Origin of the sequence: Moheibacter stercoris, from assembly GCF_040545805.1 — a bacterium.
Taxonomy (GTDB): Bacteria; Bacteroidota; Bacteroidia; order Flavobacteriales; family Weeksellaceae; genus Moheibacter; species Moheibacter stercoris.
This window is the reverse complement of the sequence record NZ_JBEPMO010000013.1, coordinates 34612-57078: the sequence shown is the minus strand read 5'-3', so window position 1 is coordinate 57078 and position 22467 is coordinate 34612. Positions and strand designations below refer to the sequence as shown.

20 protein-coding genes and 1 pseudogene are annotated in these 22467 nt (G+C 34.2%); 13 read left to right on the top strand and 8 right to left on the bottom strand.

Going from position 1 to position 22467, the window contains the following annotated elements; translation table 11 throughout:
- Window positions 1-12: 12 nt before the first annotated feature.
- From ABID46_RS10375 to ABID46_RS10365, 3 genes are all read right to left on the bottom strand, one after another.
- Window positions 13-1035, bottom strand: a complete 1023-nt coding sequence (locus tag ABID46_RS10375) for a WD40/YVTN/BNR-like repeat-containing protein (protein ID WP_354509781.1) — start codon at window positions 1033-1035, stop codon at window positions 13-15.
- Window positions 1036-1100: 65 nt separating this feature from the next.
- A complete protein-coding gene (locus tag ABID46_RS10370) occupies window positions 1101-1646 on the bottom strand; it encodes a hypothetical protein (protein ID WP_354509779.1) in 546 nt (181 codons plus the stop codon).
- A 65-nt stretch (window positions 1647-1711) separates the two neighbouring features.
- Complete coding sequence (locus ABID46_RS10365) at window positions 1712-3139, bottom strand: alkaline phosphatase (protein ID WP_354509806.1); 1428 nt, start codon at window positions 3137-3139, stop codon at window positions 1712-1714.
- A gap of 118 nt (window positions 3140-3257) precedes the next feature.
- Here ABID46_RS10365 and ABID46_RS10360 point away from each other — a divergent pair, with 118 nt between their 5' ends.
- From ABID46_RS10360 to ABID46_RS10305, 12 genes are all read left to right on the top strand, one after another.
- Window positions 3258-4481 (top strand): metallophosphoesterase, encoded by a 1224-nt coding sequence (locus ABID46_RS10360; RefSeq protein WP_354509777.1) that lies wholly within the window; start codon window positions 3258-3260, stop codon window positions 4479-4481.
- A gap of 15 nt (window positions 4482-4496) precedes the next feature.
- Window positions 4497-5150: a metal-dependent transcriptional regulator gene (locus ABID46_RS10355; RefSeq protein ID WP_354509775.1), complete on the top strand. Its 654-nt coding sequence runs from the start codon at window positions 4497-4499 to the stop codon at window positions 5148-5150.
- 68 nt (window positions 5151-5218) lie between these two features.
- Window positions 5219-6604, top strand: coding sequence for a tRNA uridine-5-carboxymethylaminomethyl(34) synthesis GTPase MnmE (gene mnmE / locus ABID46_RS10350; RefSeq protein WP_354509773.1), 1386 nt, complete (start codon window positions 5219-5221; stop codon window positions 6602-6604).
- A 37-nt stretch (window positions 6605-6641) separates the two neighbouring features.
- Window positions 6642-6761, top strand: a complete 120-nt coding sequence (locus ABID46_RS10345; RefSeq protein WP_354509804.1) for an ATP-binding protein — start codon at window positions 6642-6644, stop codon at window positions 6759-6761.
- A gap of 60 nt (window positions 6762-6821) precedes the next feature.
- Window positions 6822-7031, top strand: a complete 210-nt coding sequence (locus ABID46_RS10340; RefSeq protein ID WP_354509771.1) for a Fic family protein — start codon at window positions 6822-6824, stop codon at window positions 7029-7031.
- A 344-nt stretch (window positions 7032-7375) separates the two neighbouring features.
- Window positions 7376-8974, top strand: coding sequence for a type I restriction-modification system subunit M (locus tag ABID46_RS10335; protein ID WP_354509769.1), 1599 nt, complete (start codon window positions 7376-7378; stop codon window positions 8972-8974).
- Entirely contained in the window at window positions 8971-10761 is a 1791-nt protein-coding gene (locus tag ABID46_RS10330) for a restriction endonuclease subunit S (protein ID WP_354509767.1), read from the top strand. Before ABID46_RS10335 ends, ABID46_RS10330 begins: the two co-directional genes overlap by 4 nt.
- 131 nt (window positions 10762-10892) lie before the next feature.
- Window positions 10893-12749: a DUF262 domain-containing protein gene (locus tag ABID46_RS10325; RefSeq protein ID WP_354509764.1), complete on the top strand. Its 1857-nt coding sequence runs from the start codon at window positions 10893-10895 to the stop codon at window positions 12747-12749.
- Complete coding sequence (locus tag ABID46_RS10320; RefSeq protein ID WP_354509763.1) at window positions 12730-14886, top strand: DUF262 domain-containing protein; 2157 nt, start codon at window positions 12730-12732, stop codon at window positions 14884-14886. The genes ABID46_RS10325 and ABID46_RS10320 overlap by 20 nt, the downstream gene beginning before the upstream one ends.
- Before the next feature lies 1 nt (window position 14887).
- Window positions 14888-18055 carry a type I restriction endonuclease subunit R gene (locus ABID46_RS10315; protein ID WP_354509760.1) on the top strand — a complete coding sequence of 1056 codons (3168 nt, stop codon included), beginning with the start codon at window positions 14888-14890 and terminating at the stop codon, window positions 18053-18055.
- 161 nt (window positions 18056-18216) lie between these two features.
- Window positions 18217-18816 carry a DDE-type integrase/transposase/recombinase gene (locus tag ABID46_RS10310; protein ID WP_354509758.1) on the top strand — a complete coding sequence of 200 codons (600 nt, stop codon included), beginning with the start codon at window positions 18217-18219 and terminating at the stop codon, window positions 18814-18816.
- A gap of 40 nt (window positions 18817-18856) precedes the next feature.
- On the top strand, window positions 18857-19003 hold the full coding sequence (locus tag ABID46_RS10305; RefSeq protein WP_354509802.1) for an integrase core domain-containing protein: 147 nt from the start codon (window positions 18857-18859) through the stop codon (window positions 19001-19003).
- 303 nt (window positions 19004-19306) lie between these two features.
- Here the strand turns inward: ABID46_RS10305 and ABID46_RS10300 are convergent, their stop codons facing one another.
- From ABID46_RS10300 to ABID46_RS10285, 4 genes and pseudogenes are all read right to left on the bottom strand, one after another.
- Complete coding sequence (locus tag ABID46_RS10300) at window positions 19307-20296, bottom strand: type II toxin-antitoxin system HipA family toxin (protein WP_354509756.1); 990 nt, start codon at window positions 20294-20296, stop codon at window positions 19307-19309.
- A 1-nt stretch (window position 20297) separates the two neighbouring features.
- Window positions 20298-20618 (bottom strand): HipA N-terminal domain-containing protein, encoded by a 321-nt coding sequence (locus ABID46_RS10295; RefSeq protein ID WP_354509754.1) that lies wholly within the window; start codon window positions 20616-20618, stop codon window positions 20298-20300.
- Complete coding sequence (locus ABID46_RS10290; protein WP_354509752.1) at window positions 20618-20824, bottom strand: helix-turn-helix transcriptional regulator; 207 nt, start codon at window positions 20822-20824, stop codon at window positions 20618-20620. Before ABID46_RS10290 ends, ABID46_RS10295 begins: the two co-directional genes overlap by 1 nt.
- A 225-nt stretch (window positions 20825-21049) precedes the next feature.
- A pseudogene (locus ABID46_RS10285) lies at window positions 21050-21274 on the bottom strand (monothiol bacilliredoxin BrxC family protein); the annotation flags it as partial.
- A gap of 447 nt (window positions 21275-21721) precedes the next feature.
- Here ABID46_RS10285 and ABID46_RS10280 point away from each other — a divergent pair.
- Window positions 21722-22147 carry a hypothetical protein gene (locus ABID46_RS10280; RefSeq protein WP_354509800.1) on the top strand — a complete coding sequence of 142 codons (426 nt, stop codon included), beginning with the start codon at window positions 21722-21724 and terminating at the stop codon, window positions 22145-22147.
- Here ABID46_RS10280 and ABID46_RS10275 read toward each other — a convergent pair.
- Window positions 22107-22364: an SPFH domain-containing protein gene (locus ABID46_RS10275; protein WP_354509750.1), complete on the bottom strand. Its 258-nt coding sequence runs from the start codon at window positions 22362-22364 to the stop codon at window positions 22107-22109. The genes ABID46_RS10280 and ABID46_RS10275 overlap by 41 nt on opposite strands.
- Window positions 22365-22467: the final 103 nt, after the last annotated feature.

Below are 22467 nucleotides of genomic sequence, written 5' to 3'. Positions count from 1 at the left end.
ATGTTGTTAGATTTAATTTTGGTTTAATCTGCCAATTCGTCCATGAGGTCCGACCAAATAAACGGCATTTCCTCGTTTGGAACGTTTGCAAGTATTGAATTCTGTTTTGGTTAAATTTCGCCAATTCTTCCCTTTATCATCCGATACATCAACTCCGCCTAAACCACAACTAACAGCAGAAACTTGACTCAAAATAGCAACACCACTTTTGTATCCTCTTGGTGCCGTTTCGGGTTTTGTAACAATGGGTTGATTGAATTCATTCAACTCAAAGATAAATAAATTATGCTTAGATAATTCGGGGTTTGAGAAATCTCCTCCAACAATTAATCCAAATTTAGAAGAGGCCCAATAATCCATACCATTTGCGCCTGCTGTTGAAGAATCAGATTTGGGTAAATTGACGATGGTAGGAGGTTGGGTATTCAAGATAATATTGGATTTTTCACCGCCCGTTACGGCAATAAATAATTGGTCATTGATCAATTGCACATTGGAACCACTTGCGGCAAAATAGGCTTCGCCATTGGCAAGTTTCGGCATTTCATCTGGATTGATTTTATTCCAAGTAGATCCAGCATCATTAGTTGCTAAAACATAAGGTTGATTGTTGATGGGATCTCCCATTGCAATTCCAACTTGAGGATTGTGTTTGGAGAAATCCAAGTCATCTAAAAATACGCCTGGTTCATCGTCTTGGTAAACAATTTTCCAATTCTTACCAGAATCAGTCGTTTTGATGATCAGTCCGGGTTCGCCCACGGCCACTGCAATAGCTGTTTTATAATCTATGGCTTCAATATCACGAAAATCACGATTTTCAAATCCCGATGGGTTTACCCAATTCATGGTTTTACCACCGTTTAAGCTAAAGCCAATGGTGCCTTTGTTGCCACTTACCCAAAAGACATAATCGTCTACTACAGAAAGACCACGGTAATTGACGGTTGGTAGATCAAGATTGAAAATTTTTACATTTTGCGCAAAGCTGAAGGATGCCAAGATTAGCATCGCCAATAGTAGAGTTTTTTTCATAGGTTTAGTCTAATCAGTTATGGGTTATTTGATTACTGATTTGGACGTAAAAATATAAAAATATTTTATTGAAGAGGTTTAATGATGAAAATTCCTGTGGAAGTAACAGATTCTACGCGAATTTTTGTTCCTTCCAAAATATCATGTTCAAAATCGGTCATCGCTTCCATGATTTTTTGAACGCCATCTATATGGATTTTAATCTTGCCTAAACTTGAACGTTTGGCTCCGATGAAACTAATTACTTCGCCCGTCGAATTCATAATTTTTGGAACTTCAGGACGGTATGATTCTTTTATTTTGTACACAAAATAGAACAAAACGGACATGACACCCATCAAGACAATTCCTCCTAAAACTCCGATTAATAAAGAAGTTGTTAGGTTGAATCCTTGATAGATACTCGCAATGCTTACCCAACCAAACATGGATAAAAATGCCGTAATATTTTTAAAGGCAAAAAAGAAAGCAAACAAGCTATTCCTATATTTCCCCGCAGTTCTCTTTAGTAAGGTCGATAAAATCTGATAAAAGAATATGACCGTAAATACTATCGAAACTACCCAAAGAATTTGTTCTAAAATACTCAATGTACTGAACCATTCAAGCATAGTTGTTCAATTTATAATGTTTCGCAAGGTACGAAATTTTTATAATTTTAACATTTCGCTAATATTTATTTAACGTTTGAAGGTCTTTCCGCCTTCAAACCAGCTGCTTCCAACATGAGATAATGGATGTCTGTATTTTTGATAAAAGGTTTCAATAATTCACTTCCTGGTCCAAACATCGCCAATTCTACATAATCTGCCGAGTGGTCCATACTGATCCAACCGATTGAATTATGAGGTTTTTGAATTTCTGAAAAATATTTATAAGGTAATTTTTTGTAATTGTACAATCCGTCTTCTGCAACTTCCAATCCATCGTAATAGGATTTAATTTTGGAAGCCTCTTCATCGGTTAAGGCAAAACCATTGGATTGATAAACCAATTCTTTGATATGGTTGGTCGTATCGTTTTCTTTGATTTGATTCAAAATCCATTCATTGGTTTGGGTGAATTTCGCAAGTAAGTCAAATCCGGTATTGGCATTTTTTCCATAGATCACTCCCGGATTGGCGTTCCCATGATCGGTTGTAATAATCACCAAAGTATTTCCATCCTTTTCGGCAAAATCCATGGCGATTTTTACAGCATCGTCAAATGCAATTTGATCGTGGATCAAACCCGCAATATCATTGGCATGAGCAGCCCAATCCACTTTTCCTGCTTCGACCTGAAGAACAAATCCTTCTTTGTGTGATTGCATTGAATCAATAGCCTTTTTCGTCATTTCTGCCAAGGAAGGAAATTGATTTTGGATGTCTTGAGATGCGTTTCGATCAACAGAATAAGGCAAAGAATCTTCGTCAAATACGCCTAAGATGGGTTGATTTACGTTGGCATTCATCATTTCCTGACGATTGCGAACGACTTGATAGCCTTTTTTGACGTATTCGTTGTAGACATTCTTTTTGTCTTCTCTTTTATCGGGACTGAAGTATAAGTTTCCGCTTCCCATCATGACATCAAATCCCAATTTGTGATAGGTATCGGCAATTTCAGGTTGTGAATTTCTACTGTTGCTTGTGACGCAAAAACCAGCGGGTGTTGCATGGGTAATGGCTACTGTGGTTACACAACCAACTTTTTTACCTGCTTTTTTGAATTTTTGCCAAATGGGCGTATTGGTAGAACCATCTGGATTCACATTTAAAGAACCATTTTTGACACGAACTCCTCCACCAAATGCAGAACTTGCCGCTGCAGAATCGGTCACGATTGAACTTGCTGAAGCTGTGTCCATCAAAGCTCTGGAAACTTTGTTGTCTTTGTATAATTGCATCCAATTGGAACTTCTCCCATGAATTCGATTCAGGTATAAATCGGCCATGTTGAGTGTGCCCGTGCTCATTCCATCGCTAATCAGCATGATGATGTTTTTCGCCGTTTTTCCTTTTCCAGAAATTTCTGCTGGCCTAGCCAATATATCAATGGGTGATAACAAGGCAACTCCAGCTGTCGCCAAACTTCCGTACTTGAAAAACTTTCTTCTATCCATGATGATTTGTATTTTCATGCAAAGTAAAAACTTTTCTATTTGTGCGATGTTAAGTTTAGTTTATAATTAACAAATTGGCACGAAAATTTCATGTTTATTTGCCGTTGAAATTTTGTATATGAATCGGGTTTATTTCTTTATGGTTATGTGTTTTATCGCAGATTGGTATACTTATCAGGCTGTTAAAACGACCTTTTCCAATAAATGGATTCATCGCGTCTATTTGCTTATTTCTGCACTTATTGCTGCCTATTTAGTTGTTGGTTTTTCAAATTTCGATGGAAGAAATGGTCAAAATCATCACACACTTATTGTTTTGGGCTTGTTTTTACTGGTGTATGTTCCCAAAATGTTAATTGGGTTGTTTCTTTTTTTGGAAGATATCAGTCGTCTATTCATTGGAGGTGTCAATCGGGTTCGATCCAAAAAAGATCCAAAGTACATTCCTTCGAGAAGAAAATTCATCAGTCAAGCAACCTTGGCGATAGCGGCAATTCCTTTTTCATCTTTTATCTATGGAATGATGAAAGGTCGATTCAATTACCGTGTGATTCAACAACCCATTTATTTCGCTGATTTGCCTTCCGAATTTGACGGATTCAAAATCTTGCAATTATCGGACATCCATTTTGGAAGTTTTGACAATCCTGAGAAAATTCAATATGGAATTGATTTGATTAATCAACAAGAATTCGACCTTTTGGTTTTTACGGGAGATTTGGTTAATAATTTTGCAAAAGAAGGTAAAGATTGGGTCGAAATGTTTGCCAACATCAAATCCGCACCTTTTGGGAAGTTTTCTATTCTTGGTAATCATGATTATGGCGAATATACAGAATGGACTTCTGAAACTGATAAACAACGAAACTTCAAGGATATTCAAGCTCTACATCCGAAAATGGGATTTCAATTGTTGAACAATGAACGTGCAAAAATTACCAAAGGAACTTCTAGTTTGCATATTGTCGGAGTGGAGAATTGGGGCAAAGGAAGATTTTCCAAAAAGGGTGATTTAAACAAAGCTTCAGAAGGTTTATCCCCAGATGATTTCAAAATCTTATTGTCGCATGACCCATCGCATTGGGAATTAGAATCAAGGGAACATCCGCGTAACTTTCAACTTACGTTGAGTGGTCATACGCATGGCATGCAATTCGGAATCGAAATTCCAGGATATTTTAAATGGAGTCCTGTTCAGTATGTTTACAAACATTGGGCTGGTTTGTACAAAGAAATGGGCAAATACATTTATGTCAATCGCGGATTTGGGTACCATGCTTATCCGGGGCGAGTAGGAATATGGCCAGAAATCACCTTAATTGAATTGAAAAAGCGAGGATAATTCTTATTTTAGCGCATGCTTTCATTTACCGAAGAGAATTATTTAAAAACCATGTTCAATCTTTCCCAAGAAACGGGCGAGATTTCTGTCAATGATTTGAGTAAGGCATTGGACATTAAAATGCCAACTGTCAATAGCATGGTGAAAAAATTGGATGCCAAAGGTTTGGTTTCGTATCAGTCCTACAAACCTCTAAAATTAACAGAAGAAGGAATTACAACTGCCTTATTGATCATCAGAAAACATCGTTTAACCGAAATGTTTTTGGTCAACAAAATGGGGTTCGGTTGGGAAGAAGTGCATGAAGTTGCTGAACAAATTGAACACATCCATTCGCCAAAATTCTTCGCCAAAATGGACGAAATGTTGGATTTTCCGACCGTTGACCCACATGGATCTCCGATTCCCGATGCTATGGGAAATATGGATTGGAAATTTTATGAAGCTTTGAGCAATTTCAAGGTGGGAGATAAAGTTCGATTGGCGGCCGTAAGCAATTCCAGTCAAGAATTTTTGAAATATTTGACATCCAAAGGATTGAAACTGAAATCCATCATTGAGATCCTATCCAAAGAAGAATTTGACGAAAGTTTGACCGTTCAATTCAATGGGGAAACTACTGTTTTGAGTGCAAAAGCAACCGAGAAATTATTGGTCGAGAAGATTTAAAGATTCAGACTTTGTCTATTCTAATTGGAAATGGAAGTCGTTCAGTTTAGATTTCCTAATTTTGTGACATGCTTCATACAGATACCATTTGTGCAACATCGACCGCCCAAGGAATGGGTGCTTTGGGGATCATCCGTGTTTCAGGAAACGATTCTATATCCATTGTCAATCAAATTTTCAAAGGAAAAGATTTGACAAAAGTAGAATCTCATTCCGTTCAGTATGGATTTGTCATAAGCCCAGCTTCCAACGCCCAACCTCCAACTTCCAACCCAGAATTGATCATCGATGAAGTAATGGTGTCTGTGTTTAAAGCGCCCAAAACTTTTACTGCAGAGGATTTGGTTGAAATTACTTGTCATGGTTCGCCTTATATTCAACAAGAAATTTTGGAAGTTCTCATTTCGAAAGGAGCAAGGTTGGCAGAGCCCGGAGAGTTTTCTCAAAGAGCTTTTATGAATGGTCGAATTGACTTGTCACAAGCCGAAGCGATTGCCGATTTGATTTCGGCGCAAAATAAAGCTTCGCACAAAGTGGCTTTGAATCAAATGCGTGGAGGAATTTCGTCTGAATTGAAAGATTTACGCGAAGAACTCATCAATTTCACGGCTTTGATTGAATTGGAATTGGACTTTTCGGAAGAAGATGTTGAATTTGCCAATCGGTCAGAGCTTCAAACCTTAGTATCAAGTATCAAGACAAAAGTAGCGGGACTATTAAAGACGTTCGAATATGGAAATGCCATTAAAAACGGAGTTCCGGTTGCGATCATTGGAAAACCCAATGCAGGGAAATCTACGTTGTTGAATTATTTGTTGAACGAGGAACGAGCTATTGTCAGCGATATTGCGGGAACTACGCGCGATACTATCGAAGAAACCATTAACCTTGATGGTATTACATTCCGATTTATTGATACGGCAGGAATCCGTGAAACGACCGATGAAATTGAAGCAATCGGAGTGGAGAAAGCTAAAGAAAAAGTCGAACAAGCCAAAATTGTGATCCATCTCTACGAAGACGATCAATCTATTTTGGAGGGTTTGATGGATTTGTTGAAAGACAAAATCGTTTTCAATCTCAAAAGTAAAATCGATAAAGTAGGAGACATAGATCCGAATAGCCAAAGTCCAGCAGGATTTACCGAATTTGGGATTTCGGTGAAAGGAAATCTTAACCTCGATCGCTTAAAAACAGAGTTAGTAGATAAAATTAAATCGGGTGTGGAGGAAGATGCGGTTGTGATTACCAACCTTCGACACAAAGAAGCTTTGCAACAAGCCTTGGAAGCTTTGAACAATGTAGAATCGGGAATGCGTATGGGGTTGACGGGCGATTTGTTGGCTTTCCATCTACGCGAAACTTTGAAACACATTGGTTCCATCACAGGTCAAATCGATGTGGATAAAGACATCCTCGGAACGATTTTCGGGAAGTTTTGTATTGGTAAATAAATATTGACACTATACCGCTTATGATTATTTTCAAAGGATTTACAAACAAGAGTTTTTTGAAGGATATTCCATCATTAGAAACAAAGAATTGATGCGTATTTTCAAAGACTTAGATTTAGTAGAGCAATTAGGTTCAGGAATTCCAAGGGTTTTATAGGCTTATGCACAAGATAGTTTTCATTTTTCCGAAAACTTTTTAAGAGTTACATTGCCTTCAATGCAAACTTTAACTAGAACCGAACAAGTTACCGAACAAGTTAGAGTATTAATTTCGGGTATGACTGATAAAAAATATAGTACTGCAGAATTAATGGAACTTGTTGGTATAAGGCATCGTCCTACATTTTTATATAATTACTTACAACCAGCCATAGAAGCAGGTTTAATAGTCTTGTCTATTCCTGATAAACCTACTAGTAAAAACTAAAAATACTATTTAACAGAAAAGGGAAAATCTTATTAAAAATATCAAAATTCAAATCTTAAGTTATTTACATTTAGAATTTGGAAGTAGTGCTTTTTGAATTTCGATCAAGTTTATCATATACAAAACAGGTGATAGATACTGACTAAAATGTAAACCAATTATTTTCTTTTCAAAAGCAGTATGGTTTTTATCTAACTTCATTCACTCAATAAAAAGTATAACTCGCAAAATCTTCCTAGTTATTTAGTTTCTTTTTCTTTTTCTATTTCTATTCTTTGTTTTATACACTCTACCATTTATAAAATATTTAACATTTGGTATATTTACGTACTTATTAAAGAATAATGACTCAAAAAGACATCAAACAACTCGAAATAGAATTATGGGAAGCGGCAGACGAATTACGTGCCAACTCCAAATTGACAGCTGCTGAGTACAAAGACCCACTTTTGGGCTTGATTTTATTACGTTTTGCGGAAAATAAATATATAGAGGCTAAGGAACAATTAGCCGAAACCTTACCGATTAATCCACGTACCAAACAACGCCGTGAAGCAACGAAAGACGATTATGCAGCGATGGGTGCGATGTATTTGCCTGAAAAAGCGCAGTATTCGTATTTAGCAAGTTTACCCGAATCGGAAGATTTGGCCGAAGCCGTGAATACAGCCATGAAATTAATCGAGGCAGAATACGAGGATTTAGCAGGTATTTTACCAAAAAACTTCCACGACTTAACGCCAGAAGACGATACCGACAGCAATTTGTTGGCAAACTTGATTCGTATTTTCAATAGCGATTCGGTGCGCAATGCCAAAGGCGATGTGTTTGGGCGCGTGTACGAATATTTCTTGATGAAACTCTCGATGATGGGAGCTGGTGCGCAAGAAGGAGGCGAATTCTTTACGCCGCCATCTTTGGTGCAATTGATTGTGAACTTCATTCAACCGAATCACGGTATCATTCACGATCCGGCATGTGGATCGGGTGGTATGTTTGTGCAAACGGCGCATTTTATCAAGGATAAAGAAAATAAAAAAGTCAACGAAGCGATTACGGTTTACGGTACCGAATACAAAACGGGAACCACGAAACTGGCGAAGATGAACTTAGCCATACATGGGATTGAAGGGAAAATTGCCAACAACAATTCCTTTTATTCGGATCCGCACGAGTTGTACGGAAAATGTGATTTCGTGATGGCGAATCCGCCGTTTAACGTGGACAAAGTAGATGCGAAAAACAAGTTTTTGGCAGAAGACAAGCGTTTGCCTTTTGGTGCGCCATTGACCGGGAAAGGAACCATTGGTAACGGAAACTACTTGTGGATACAGTACTTTATGTCGTACCTGAATGATACCGGGCGTGCAGGATTTGTAATGGCGTCTTCGGCGACGGATGCCGGAAATGCCGAAAAACGTATTCGTGAAGAATTGGTAAAAACCGGAAATGTAGATTGTATTGTTTCTATCGGGAACAACTTTTTCTATACGCGTTCGTTGCCTTGCCACGTTTGGTTTTTTGATAAGGGGAAACGTCCTGAAAATAAAAAGAACATCTTAATGATCGATGCACGTAATGTGTACCGAAAAGTAACCACGACCATCAACGATTTCTCGGAAGAGCAACTAGAAGGTTTGACGGCAATTATGGCGCTTTACAGAGGCGAAATGCCCGAAGTAGCTGCGGATAATGCTTGGTTTAGCGAACATTTCCCGGATGGAACCTATCGTGATATAGAAGGTTTGTGCAAAATTGTGACGATAGATGAAGTTGCGGAACAAGATTACAGCCTTACGCCAGGGCGTTATGTAGGGGTGAATATAGACATTGATATGGATTTTGATTACCAAAGTCGTATGCAAGAACTTCACAGCGAATTAGCAACCTTGAACGATGAAGCCAACCAATTGATGAACCAAATTCAAGCGGTGAAATTATGAGAGAGGGATTAAGTTTAATTGAGTTTTCTGAAGTACTTGAAATTCCTCTTAGAAATGGTATTAATAGGCCTAGTAAAGATAGAGGTGAAGGGTATAAAATGATAAATATGGGCGAGTTATTTGCTAATGATCGTTTATATGATATCGATATGGAATTAGTGCTACTTAACGAAAAAGAGAAACAAAATTTTAAAATAGAAAAATTTGATTTGCTATTTGCCCGTCAGTCTATAGTTGCAGAAGGAGCTGGTAAATGCTCTATTGTTATGGAAGTTGATGAAATGACTTGTTTTGAATCACATTTAATAAGAGCTAGATTAAATGATAAAGCTAGTCCAAAGTTTTTTTATTATTTATTTCAATCTGATTACGGTAAAGCTTTATTATCGTCAATTCGCCAACAGGGAGTACAAGCAGGAATAAGAGGATCAGATTTACAAAAATTGAAAATTAAAGTTCCCCCCCTCGAAACCCAAAAGAAAATCGCTTCGATTTTATCGGGTTATGATGATTTGATCGAGAACAACCTAAAGCGCATCAAAATTTTGGAAGAAATGGCACAGCAAACCTACGAAGAATGGTTTGTGCGTATGCGTTTTCCTGGGTATGAATCCGCAACAATAAATTCCGAAACAGGATTGCCGGAGGGGTGGGAGAAAGATTTTGTATTTAATCAATTAGGGAAAGTAAAATCTACTACGAAAATTAAATCTTCTGAATTTCAAAATGAAGGAGAAATACCAGTAGTAGATCAAAGTAGAGCATTCATTGCGGGATATACCGATGATGAAAATTCTAAAATTCATTATGAAGGACAACCTTACATTGTTTTTGGTGACCATACAAGAATTTTAAAACTAATAAATTTTGATTTTGCAAGAGGTGCAGATGGAACTCAAATAATTATGTCTAAAAATTCATCTATGCCTCAGCACCTATTTTATTTTTCATTATTAAATATTGATTTGTCAAACTATCATTATGCTAGACATTATAAATATTTAAAAGATTCAGAAATTATAATACCAACAGAAAATATTGCTACCGAATTTGAAAAATTAGCTGTGAAAAATTTTGATGCTATTCAAAATCTTAGAATCCAAAACCAACGCTTACGTGAGGCGCGCGATATTTTGTTGCCGAGATTGATGATGGGGATGATAGAGGTTGAAAATGTAAAACCAAATGCAGATAAAATTGTAAAATTAGAACCTTCTAAAAAAGTTGTCTCAAAAGAATTTAAAGAAGCAGTTTTAATCGCTTGTTTAACGGAAAGGTTTGGTAGCGAAAAATATCCATTAGGAAGAAAAAGATACACAAAGCTTTCTTATCTATTTCATAGATATTCAGATAATAAAATTGAAGATTATTTGAGAAAAGCGGCTGGACCTTATAACCCTAAGACTAAATACGCAGGTCCAGAAAAAATAGCGTTGAATAGCAAATATATTCAAAGTTGGAAAGGTGCAAATGGCACAACTGGATTTATTACTGCCGAAAAAATTGAGGATGCTAAAAATTACTTTACTAATTATTGGCAGATTGAAGATTTAGAATGGTTGACATCTACATTTAAATTCAAATCAAATGATGAGTTAGAACTTTATGCAACGGTCGATAATAGTTTAGTAGAGCTGGCGAAAAACAAGGAAGAGTTTACGGTATTTAATGTTCTTAAGATTATTCAATCTGAAAAAGAATGGGAAGCTAAGTTGGAAAGAGAAATTTTTAATGATCAAAATATTGAGAAGACAATTAACTACTTAACGACTATTTTGAATTATTAAATTCAAAGCTTACGCGAGGCGCGCGATCTATTGTTGCCGAGATTGATGATGGGGATGATTGAGGTGTGAGGAAGTGGCTAACTAAAAAAACAAACTAACCAAAAAACTATTACTTATGAAAATGAACTATTATGGCGGAGTTAATATATAGTACTAAAGAAGTATATACAACTTACTTAAAGGATAGAAAATATAAAATTCCTGAATATCAACGTGGATATAAGTGGAATGAAAAGCAGATTTGTCAATTAATCTTAGATATCAATTCATTTGAGACGGATGACAAAGAAGATTTGTTTTATTGCTTACAAAATATAACATTATATCCTTCTGTTGCCGATAAAAATATTCTCCATGTAGTGGATGGTCAGCAAAGGCTAACAACTACTTATTTATTATTTTGCTATTTAGGGATGCAAGATTATTTAGAAGATAAGTTTATATATGCTGTAAGGGAGAGTTCGAATGTTTTTATGCAAAAGATTCAAAATGAATCTAAAGAATTTATCCTTTCTATTTTACAATCTGAAAACTTTGATTCATTTTGTTCCGATTTTGAGGCGTTAGATTTTGATCATCAAGATATCTATTATATGTATTCTGCTATTTGTACTATAGATAAAACAATTAAGGAACATCATATCAATCTTGATCGATTTAGAGAAAAATTCGTACAAAATGTAAAGTTCATCGTAAACGAAATACACTCCAATATCAAAGAGCAAGAACTTTTTATGAACTTGAATACCGGAAAAGTACCATTAGATGGCGCCGATTTGGTAAGGGCTATTATTATCACTCGTGTAGCTAAAGAAGAAATGATTTCATTTAATCAAGATTCTATAAAAGATATTGTAAGAATGAATGAAAAAAGAACACGAATAGGGTGGGAATTAGATCAATTAAATCAATGGTGGTCTTCTAAAGATGTAAAAAACTTTTACAAACCGTTTGCCAAATTAGAATTAGATAGTCAAGAAACAATCGAGTTTAATGAGGATATAAATCCTATCAATATATTATACAAACTATGGGCAAGTACAAAGGCAGATGTATTAAAATTGAAGTTGTTTGAAAATACTTCAATTTCAGCATTAGTATTATATAAAGAGTTAATAATACTACATAGAACATTGGTAGATTGGTTCTCAGATAGAGCTATTTATCACTATTTAGGTTATTTAGCTAATAATCAAAGAAATTTTAATTTTAAAAAATATTATGATTTATGGAATGAGAACGAATCTAATCGTGAATCATTCAAAACTCAATTGAGGAAAGACATAGAAAAAATAGTGTTCCGTTCTGAGAATAAAGGTGAACCAGGTTTTAGTTATTGGAGTGAACAAATTTTAAATTACGAAGGAGAAAACAAAACCAATTGGTATGAATCGAATCGTTTAGAAGAATTTTTGGTTTTATTAGATGTCATTGAAATATCTTCAAATGAAAATTATAGATTTTTATCACCTAATCATTTCAAAAAAAACAAAGAAGATAAAGAACATATTTATCCTTGTACTCCAAAGAACATAAAAGAGCTGGAAAATTCTACTAATGACTTCCAAGCTATTGAGCAGTATTTAATTAAATTAGATAAACGAGATTTATTTCCCTATCAAGAAAAAGAATGGAAAAAGAAATCTGATCTTGAAAAAGAAGAAATTTTAAAAGAATTGGAAAGTAAAATTCATCAATTAACACCAATTAATGCAATAGGGAATTTAGTCTTGTTACATTATTCGATTAATCGTGGATTTGGAAATGATTATTATATCGATAAGCGAGCTTCAGTGATAAATAATGTTCAGAATGGCGAGTATGTGAGACAACATACTTTGAATTTATTCGTAAAGGGTCGTACAGAAGTGATTAATTTAAATGAATGGACATTTAAAGATGTCGAAAATAATTGCAAATCTATTGAAGAGAGCTTGAGAGTATTTTTTGGAATTAAAAAAGAGGAATATGAAGAACCAGCAGCTTAAAGAACAAAGTTTATTGTTTTTATTATCCCAAAATAACTTTATTGTTCCTGAAATACAAAGAGAATACGTATGGGGTAATAATCCCGATGTATTGAATCGTTTTTTAGATTCGATTATTGATAAAATAGGTGACTCGTGTGATGTGTGTGGAAATCCTGAATCATCATTAAAAATAAATGTAGGTTTCTTATATACTTACAAACCAAGTTATGTAAACTATAATTACGAACGTTTTTTAGATGAAAATCTAATAGACGGTCAACAACGTTTTACGACCTTATTTTTATTATTATTTTATACCGCATTAAAAGAAGAAAGATTAGAGGATTTTAAAGACGCATTACGTTTTGAAGATTATCAACAGATTGCATTTGATTATAAAGTTCGAAATCTAACGCATATTTTTATATTAGATCTTATTTCAAAAGTTGATTCTCTTGAAAAATTAAGACTGATTTTAAGAAATGAGGCGAGTTGGATGCTCAATGATTTTAAACAAGACGTTACTGTTTTGTCAATGATTCAAGCTTTGAAAATAATTGATTCAAAATTTCAAGCTCGTAAAGAAAAGTACTTTGCGTTTATATTGAATAATATTAAGTTTTATCATTTTAAAACAGAGGCGACTAATCAAGGAGAAGAACTTTATATTACGATGAATGCTCGAGGTGAAGCATTATCTAAAAATGAAGAAAATAAGGCAGCATTGATGTTTGATGATGCTAATATCTTTGAGTATGGTAAAAAATGGGAAGAATGGCAAGATTTCTTTTGGAAACATCGAAATAAAAGTGAATCAAATTCAAATTCTGATGTAGGTCTTAATGAATTTTTGAGATGGATTCAAGTTATTGAGATGACTTTGCGTGACAATGATTTTGATACGGATGAAGATGAGAAGATTGATGATAAATCATTTACTAAATCTATAATTACCCTTATACAAGGTGAAAAGATACATTTAGACAAGGCTTATTTTTCAATTGAAAAAATCGAAAAATATTTTAAAGCTTTAGAATATTTATTTAAGGTATATGATGCTGATAAAAGTTTTCTTATCAAATACGATTCGATTTGTGATAACTTAATTACAAAAGAATGGCTTTCTCCGTCAAACAAAGTTTTAAGTCAGATTGATTGCTTTAAATTTATTCCAATTTTACATTATGTAAATAAATTACTTGAAACAAATAGAAAGGTTAACAATCAAAATGTTTTTAGATTATTTAGATATTTAAGCAATTTAACACATGACAAAACCATTACTAAAACCATTAATAAGCAAGTAATTAATGCAATTAAATTAGTTGATAATTTGTTGAAGGAAGATGATGACATTACAAAAGTTATTAAACTAGAAAAAGGTAGTGTTTCAAAATCACTTTTGACTCCTGAAGAACATTTTAAATTTTCCATTTACTTGCAAAATCAAAATAGAGAGCATTTAGAATCTGCATTTTGGAATGCTGAAGATAACAATATACTTAAAGGAAAGATAAGTCCACTTCTTCAGTTTTCTTATTTTGTAGATAATTCTAACGAGTTTGAACACTTAAAATCATTTGATGTATTTAACCCTTTAGATTTTGATTTAAACAAGTTTACACTTCTATTTTCTAACTTCCAAAAACTAACGTCAGAGGATAATGAGAAAATATCAGATAATATATGGGGAACCTTAATGCTTACCGACTATTATCAAGTTAAAGACTATAATGATACACATAAAATCATCGTATGTGAAAATTCTGATGATTTTCATTTAATTAGAAATAAAAGATTCTTATCGAAGTTGATAGAGATTGACAATTTTAAAACTTCTGAAGATTATTTTCAAAATATTTTCAATCAATTTTTGTCGAAGTATTCTACATTAGATGATTTGAAGAATGAAACTGATTTAAAGAGACAATTATATGCTTATTATATTGTATTGAAAAATTTAGGTAATTGGCATTTTGGAAAAGGGAAGAACTTTGGGGTATATTTAAATCCATCCAGATTTAATTCATTCTTTGAATTAAATGTTAGATACCAACACTATCGTCAAAAATGGCAAGGTGCAGATTATAATTATTTCGATGATAATAAAAAGCATATTAATAAATTTTATTCTCAATTATTAAAACCCAACTAACATGTCCTACGAATACTCAGAAGATCAATTAATCGAGCAAGCAACGGAAGATGTATTGCGCGAATTAGGTTGGCAAGTTGTAATGGCTTGGCAAAATGAGACCTTTGGCGAGGATGGTTTGTTGGGGCGTGATAATAAAACTGAAGTAGTATTGGAACGTTCGTTGCAGAAAGCTTTAGAGCGTTATAATCCTGGATTACCAGATTTGGCCTATAAACGTGCAATTGAAAAGATCGTTCAGAAAGAGGCTGGGAAGAACTTAGCACAACAAAATAAAAGTAAGTATCAGCTCTTAAAAAACGGCGTTGAGGTTTCGTTTACTAACAATGAAGGAAAAACGGAAAAGAAGACCTTGCGCGTTTTTGATTATAAAGATTATAGCAATAATGAGTTTTTGGCTGTTCGTCAGTTGGAAGTTTCAGGCGAATTGTACAACAGACGCCCAGATGTGATTGGTTTTGTCAATGGTATTCCATTGGTGTTTATTGAGCTCAAGTCACACGCTATTGATTTACGTTCGGCGTATGAGGACAACTTTAAAGATTACAAAGACACCATTCCGCATTTGTTTTACCACAATGCTTTTGTGATTCTTTCCAATGGAACCGATTCTAAAGTGGGTACGGTAACCAGTCCGTACAAATACTTTTTGGATTGGAAACGTATCACAGAGGAAGCAGAAGGGGAAGTGAGTTTAGATACCATGCTTCGCGGTACTTGTGCGCCAATTCATTTAATGGACATTTTCGAAAACTTCTTACTGTTTGATGATAGCAGCGGAAATATCGTTAAACTGATGGCGAAGAACCACCAGTTTATTGGAGTGAATCGTGTGTTGGACAATGTCAAAAACATTGAAGATTTAGAAGGTAAATTAGGGGTTTATTGGCATACACAAGGATCGGGTAAAACCTATTCGATGGTTTTCTTATGCGAAAAAATACATCGAAAATTTGGAGGAGCCTACACCTTTTTGATTGTTGTAGATCGTACCGAACTGGAAAATCAAGCCTATGATACATTTTCAGGCGTAGGTATCGTTAATAACAAGAACGTGATTGCCGGAAAGAAAACGGGAATGACAGGACGTGATCACTTGCGTGAGTTACTTTCCGATAATCATCGTTACGTATTTTCACTCATTCATAAGTTTTCTATCGATCCAGAATTAGAAACCGAATATCCTTTGATTACAGATCGTAAGAATATAATTGTCATTTCGGATGAAGCGCACCGTACACAAGGCGGTAAATATGCAAGAAATATGCGTTTTTACGGTTTGCCGAATGCGTCTTATCTTGGGTTTACGGGAACACCCATTATTAAAGATGAAGAAGAAGTAACCAAGAACATCTTTGGGGAATACGTTTCGGTGTATGATTTCAAACGAGCAATTGAAGACGAAGCAACTTTGCCTTTGAAGTATTTGAATAGAGGGGAACGCTTAAACATTGAAAACCCTGCTTTGGATGAACAAATGGCTGAAGTGTTGGAGTCTGAAGATTTAGATGAAGACCAACAAAAGAAATTGGCTTATTTGTTTAAAAAGGAATATCCTATTTTAACATCCGAGCAAAGACTACGTGCGATAGCCAAAGATTTGGTTTGGCACTTTAATGATCGTGGTTATCAAGGTAAAGCCATGTTTGTTGCTTTAGATAAGCCAACAGCCGTGCGCATGTATGATTACATCATGGAGTACTGGCCCGATTATTTAGCGGAATTAAAATCACAAATACAAAAAGCATCTGACCCACAAGAAGCTTTAGAATTAGAGCGTAAATATCAATTGGTTTCGGGAACAGAGGTATGCGTGGTGGTGAGTTCGGAGCAAAACGAAGTAGACAAGTTCAAGAAAATGAATTTGGATATTGAATCGCACCGAAGAAAAATGGTAGAACGTAACCTTGAAAAAGAATTTAAAGACGAAGAAAATCCGTTCCGTTTGGCGATAGTTTGTGCAATGTGGATTACAGGATTTGATGCGCCATGTGTTTCTACGGTTTATTTAGATAAGCCCATCAAAGGACATACCTTAATGCAGACAATTGCAAGAGCAAACCGTGTGTACGATGACGAGAAGGAAAATGGACTAATCGTAGATTATGGAAACGTTTACCAGCAATTAGAAAAAGCCTATGCTATTTATGGAGAAGGTGAAAAAGGAGGACAAGGAGAAAAGAAGGAAGAAAAACCTTTTGAGCAATTGGAATCCATGGCTAAGGAAATAGAGCAGGCAATAGCAGAGGTTAAGACAATGCTTTCTGAATTAGGGTTTGAATTAAATACGCTGATTGAAGCATCTGCGATGGGTAAAATTGCGGCTATCAATACGGGTATTAATGCCATTTGCAGGAATGAAGAAACAAAAACAAAATTCGAAATTTCTGCAAGAAATGTATTTAGAAAATACAAAGCTTTGTTTCCAGAAAAAGCAGCCAAGCAATTCGTAAGAGAATACAATGCGATTGATGCGCTTTATAATAAATTAAATGTAAAAATCAAATCTGCCGATGTTACGGAAGTGATCATGCGTTTGCAGTCTATAGTCAATGAAAGCATCAGTATTGATACCCTCGCAGAACCGACCAATAACTATATTGATTTATCGAAGTTTAATTTAACAGCCTTACAAGAGGCTTTTAAAAAGACAACTCGAAAGAATGAGCTGGTATACGATCTCAATAAGGCAGTAGAACAACAGCTGCAAAGAATGTTAGCACAGAACCCCTTGCGCTTAGAGTTCTATGAGCTTTATAAAGAGATTGTAGAAGAATACAATAACGGTAAGTCTGAAATTGAATTGAACCGAAGTTTCGAGCGATTAACACAATTTGTTCAAGCATTATCTGTAGAAGAACGAAGAGCCTTTCATGAAAATTTGGATGAACCAAGTTTATCTATTTTTGATCTTTTAGTGCAAGGAAAAGACTTGAGTAAAGAGGAGAAGGAATCCGTTAAAAAAGTGGCAAAGGAAACCTTGGAAACGCTACAAAAAGAGAAATTAAATATCCCAAACTGGAAGGAAAGTAGAGAAATCCGTTCAGCTGTGAAGACAACGATTTACGATAAATTACTTTGGTTACCTGAGGATAAATATTCAGATGAAGAAGTCAGCTTAAAAAGTATACAAGTGTATCAACATGTGTATAGTTACGCTAGTTTTTAAATCTATATTTAATATAATTAAAATCATACTAAAATATGTAAATCGTCAGCAAAAAGTGGACATTTTAGTTATATAATTTAAGATAGTGTTTTCTAAAGAAAATGTAATTTTAATTATGGGAAGCTTACACGCAGACGGACATCAGCAGGGTGTGTCAACTCATGAACATCAGCAGGAGTAGTTTTTCTTATCAAAGCATCAAAGACGATAGTTTTTTATACGAAAAACTAATGGAACTGAGTGAACATCATCCAAAAGAAGGTTTTTGGAAGAGTTATTTCCGCATTCGTAATCAAGGAGAAAAAGTCAACCATAAACGCTTGCACAGGATTTACAAACAAGCAGGTCTGCCTATGCGCCGTAAAGGGAAAAAGAGGAAAATCGAAAGAGTAAAGCAACCCTTGATCATTCCCGAGGCCTTTACCAAAGGTTGGAGCATGGACTTTATGAGTGACGCATTGGAAAACGGCAGGAAAATACGAACCTTCAACATCATAGACGATTACAACCGCGAAGTTCTCCACATAGAGGTGGATTATTCCATCAAGAGCAGTCGTGTGACTTGGATACTCAGAAGACTGGTTAATCGCTACGGCAAACCAGAATCTATACAGATGGATAACGGACCGGAGTTCATAGCCAAACTGATTCAAACATGGAGTGAAGTAAATGATATATCCTTCACGTATATACAACCCGGAAAACCTACTCAAAACTCACTTATTGAGCGGTTTAATAAATCCTACAGAGAGGGTGTTTAGGATGCTTATTTGTTTGCTGATCTAAAATGAAGTAAGAGAAATTACTCACCAATGGGTAGAAGATTATAATCATGATAGACCTCACGATGCTTTGGCTGGAATGAGTCCTGTGAAGTATAGAATTTCAAATGAAAATAAAAAAGATGTCATTCAAAGAAAAATGAACCTAAAATTATGTCCAAATTAGTATTTTTGATGCGTACTGAAAAGGGGAAGCCTACACAATCGTGTCTCAAGTTTATCTGAAAACGGTGCGAAAATAGTTTTGGTGCCACTGACAAATATGTCCGAATTTGGAACATTACCACCAACTGTTTTTTCGAAAACAGACGTACCATTCTATACCGATGCACAAACATTGTTGCAGAAAGTGATTTTGGATGTTTGATATAATAAAATTCTTCACCAATACGAACAGATTATACAACTTAAAACGTCCGTTATTTCATACAAAATCTTATAATTTGTATAGAATAACGGACATTTGATATTAGTTAATTATATTCATATTTAAACGTTTCAGTCTACGCTGATAACTTTGTAAATAATTACGTTTCAACTTCTCAGGTAGATAAGATTTATTGATTAAATCTTTTACTTTGTCTTCTTTAGTTGATAAATTCTGTATGACTTTAAGAATTGATTTATTCGTCATTCCAGCTTTTTCACCTAACACCAATAATTGATCAATTACTTTACCTTTCGAAATTGGTTTTGGTAATAAACCTTCTTTCAAAGCAAAGTCCGAATCCTCTATATGAATTTTAGTATTTAGTAAATCATAAGCTGGGCTTAATTTAAAATCACCTTGTTTCGTTTCTATTAAAGAAAAATTCTTTAAATGTGCATCTCCATTAGAAAATAGATAATTAAAAACAACTAAAGTAAATAGCTTTGGAGCTTCTACCTTCCACGCAGGTACATATTTTTTTAAAGCATCAAATAATTGAAGATAATTTCCTTCATATTTATATTGTTCCCCGTCTTTCGCAGGCGACTTCCCTAATAAGGAAGCAAAGTCTTCTACAGCTAATTTATCCCCTGCAACATCATAATCAAATCGTTTTGTAAGATAAGCTGGGCTTCCATCTTTAAAAAATACTAACGCATTTTCAGCAGTTTCAATTTTAAAAATTTGTTTCCCTATTTGCATCGTTAAATGCTCGTTTGCTGGTGCAAATTCACTATTTTTAGGTAAATCAGAAAGTGGCTTAAGAATATATTGTCCACTTTCGTTTTCATTGGTTAATCGTAATTCATTTCCTTCAAGAATAAGCGAATATTTTTCTTGAAATCCTGAAATTGAAATATGCGTTTGATTTTGATTAAAACTGTTTTTATCTTTTCGATCAGCTGGTGAAGTATAGTTTAAAATTGGATTTACTTTTCTGCCATCAAACATCTTTTTCAATACGTTTGGACTATACGTACTAAAATTTTCTTTTAATGAGCCTGGACAATAATTTAATTCAAATTTCATTTTACATTCTTTCTATTGTTACTGCACCAACGGTATCAACTTTTGATGCTTGTAGTAATATACCAAAGGCATCATCTTCATCAATCTTATACGTTCTACATATCATTCGTTTATTTACTCCTTCTGGCAGTAAATGATAAAAGAACGGGAATAAAGTATCCGATTCGAAATCGATTTGACTTTTAGGTAAGGTTAGACTAATTGAAGGTTTAGATTCGTCAGACAACCAATTTTCATTGTATTTAAAATGAAAACTACCATTATCTAACTGAGTCAAAACTCCTGCCTTTTCACCTTTATACAAAATATGAGCAATTCTCATTATTGAATCGTCTTAATTTCTAATTTAATCTCCATACCCAAAGCATCGCACAACTTTTGCAATGTCTCTAATGTAGGATTACCTTTACCACTTTCAAATTGCTTTAACGTTCGTAAGCCAACACCCGAAATATCAGCCAATGTTTCTTGTGTAATATCTAAAACTTTGCGACGTTCTTTTATCTGTTCAATTAATAATAGTGTCATATAATGCACTTTTATAGTAAATTTAGGAATAAATATAATATAAAACAAGAAAAGTGCAACTAATTGCACTTTTTAAGATTGAATATAAGTTTTGAAAATAACTGTTATCAATTAGTGCCATATATTGCACTATTAATATAATAATCAATGTTGATACATTACAAACTAACTAATTGATCTAATTGCTTTTGAATTTCTTCATTTTTTATTTTACGATGTGATGCATTATACACACTTCCCATCTTTAATAATTAAGATTTGTGGTGATTCGTGTTGAACATTGTAACGACGTTAAATTTCATTAGATATTGGTCTATACGTTAATAAATCTAAATAATTCAGCTCAAAATCGCTTTCCTTTATTATATTCCAAATAATATCGCATAACCCACAAGGTGTACTGTGTTTATAAATAATTTTTGGTTGATTAAAAGACGCTTGATCAATTTGGTCTAAATATTCTAAACTTTAATATCTATTTTTTTCATTTTTGTTTCTATTATTTCATCTATAAAATTACATTGAAAAGAAGAAAAAACCTATTCTATTCAATTATTGTATTTTCTTTGTAAATCAAAATATAGTTAATATTAGATTTAAGTAGATTTTTAAAAATACTATATAAAATGTTAAACTTTTACAATTTTTGCTACACCAATACTACACCTCATTCCTCTATAGGTCTTATAAATAGAGAGTTTGTCACTTTCTGTATTGGGAAGTAGAAGTGTTGATAAGTGACACTAAGTGCTTGCTAAGTGCTTCTAATTGTAATTATTGCGTTTTTGTGCCATATATTTGTTAGCACATTTTGGGATGTTGTTAGGCAATTTCTTACACCCAAATTACATCTCCAAATTGTGAACTCGAAATAAGATGTAATAATTACACCCCAAAATAAAAATAAGTCTTAAAAAGAAAAAGCTTAAATCAGGTAAACTTAGTCTGGATTTAGAATTTTATAAAGGTTCGACCAAAGATTTGAATGGTAAAATTAAGCATTTTTTAGAGTTCGAGTATATAAATTTATACTTGATAGATCAGCCAAAGACTGCGGATGAAAAAAGAGAAAATAAAGAGAATTTTGCTTTAGCAGAAAATATCAAATCAATCAGAGAAGCTGAATTTATTCAAGGAAAATATAAGATTGCAGATAATAGGAAATTAAATATTGGTTTCATTGATTATTTTGACAAATTACTCAACCAAAGATCAGGTTATTTAAGTAACTACAATACCTGGAAATCTACCAAACGTTATATTGATCAATATGTACATCCTTCTACAGCATTTCTTCAACTTTACCCGCAATTAGTAATTTAAGATTCAACTGTTTTTCAAATTCATGCAATGCGTATTTATCTTCGCTTGCAGATAATTGCTGCATTAAACGAACAGGATCTTGTATTCGAAAGGAATATCCGCCGTTTGTTCTGAAATACACATCGCCCATTTCTTGGCAATTCATGTAAATCCCTTGTTCGTTGGTTGAACCCCAATATCCAGAGAATACTTTGGTGCTAAAAAAAGTATAATTCAAATACCCAAGGGCTGTTGAATTGAAAATCCCAACGCTTGAGATCAGTCAAAAACATGTATGGCTTTTTGGCTGGGGTGAACGGTTAAGATAGATCCGTTCTTTA

Bases quoted from the DNA above. Each gene is read 5' to 3' on its own strand.
- ABID46_RS10375 (WP_354509781.1), bottom strand. From the start codon at position 1,035: ATGAAAAAAACTCTACTATTGGCGATGCTAATCTTGGCATCCTTCAGC.
- ABID46_RS10370 (WP_354509779.1), bottom strand. From the start codon at position 1,646: ATGCTTGAATGGTTCAGTACATTGAGTATTTTAGAACAAATTCTTTGG.
- ABID46_RS10365 (WP_354509806.1), bottom strand. From the start codon at position 3,139: ATGGATAGAAGAAAGTTTTTCAAGTACGGAAGTTTGGCGACAGCTGGA.
- ABID46_RS10360 (WP_354509777.1), top strand. From the start codon at position 3,258: ATGAATCGGGTTTATTTCTTTATGGTTATGTGTTTTATCGCAGATTGG.
- ABID46_RS10355 (WP_354509775.1), top strand. From the start codon at position 4,497: ATGCTTTCATTTACCGAAGAGAATTATTTAAAAACCATGTTCAATCTT.
- mnmE (WP_354509773.1), top strand. From the start codon at position 5,219: ATGCTTCATACAGATACCATTTGTGCAACATCGACCGCCCAAGGAATG.
- ABID46_RS10340 (WP_354509771.1), top strand. From the start codon at position 6,822: ATGCAAACTTTAACTAGAACCGAACAAGTTACCGAACAAGTTAGAGTA.
- ABID46_RS10335 (WP_354509769.1), top strand. From the start codon at position 7,376: ATGACTCAAAAAGACATCAAACAACTCGAAATAGAATTATGGGAAGCG.
- ABID46_RS10330 (WP_354509767.1), top strand. From the start codon at position 8,971: ATGAGAGAGGGATTAAGTTTAATTGAGTTTTCTGAAGTACTTGAAATT.
- ABID46_RS10325 (WP_354509764.1), top strand. From the start codon at position 10,893: ATGGCGGAGTTAATATATAGTACTAAAGAAGTATATACAACTTACTTA.
- ABID46_RS10320 (WP_354509763.1), top strand. From the start codon at position 12,730: ATGAAGAACCAGCAGCTTAAAGAACAAAGTTTATTGTTTTTATTATCC.
- ABID46_RS10315 (WP_354509760.1), top strand. From the start codon at position 14,888: ATGTCCTACGAATACTCAGAAGATCAATTAATCGAGCAAGCAACGGAA.
- ABID46_RS10310 (WP_354509758.1), top strand. From the start codon at position 18,217: ATGAACATCAGCAGGAGTAGTTTTTCTTATCAAAGCATCAAAGACGAT.
- ABID46_RS10300 (WP_354509756.1), bottom strand. From the start codon at position 20,296: ATGAAATTTGAATTAAATTATTGTCCAGGCTCATTAAAAGAAAATTTT.
- ABID46_RS10295 (WP_354509754.1), bottom strand. From the start codon at position 20,618: ATGAGAATTGCTCATATTTTGTATAAAGGTGAAAAGGCAGGAGTTTTG.
- ABID46_RS10290 (WP_354509752.1), bottom strand. From the start codon at position 20,824: ATGACACTATTATTAATTGAACAGATAAAAGAACGTCGCAAAGTTTTA.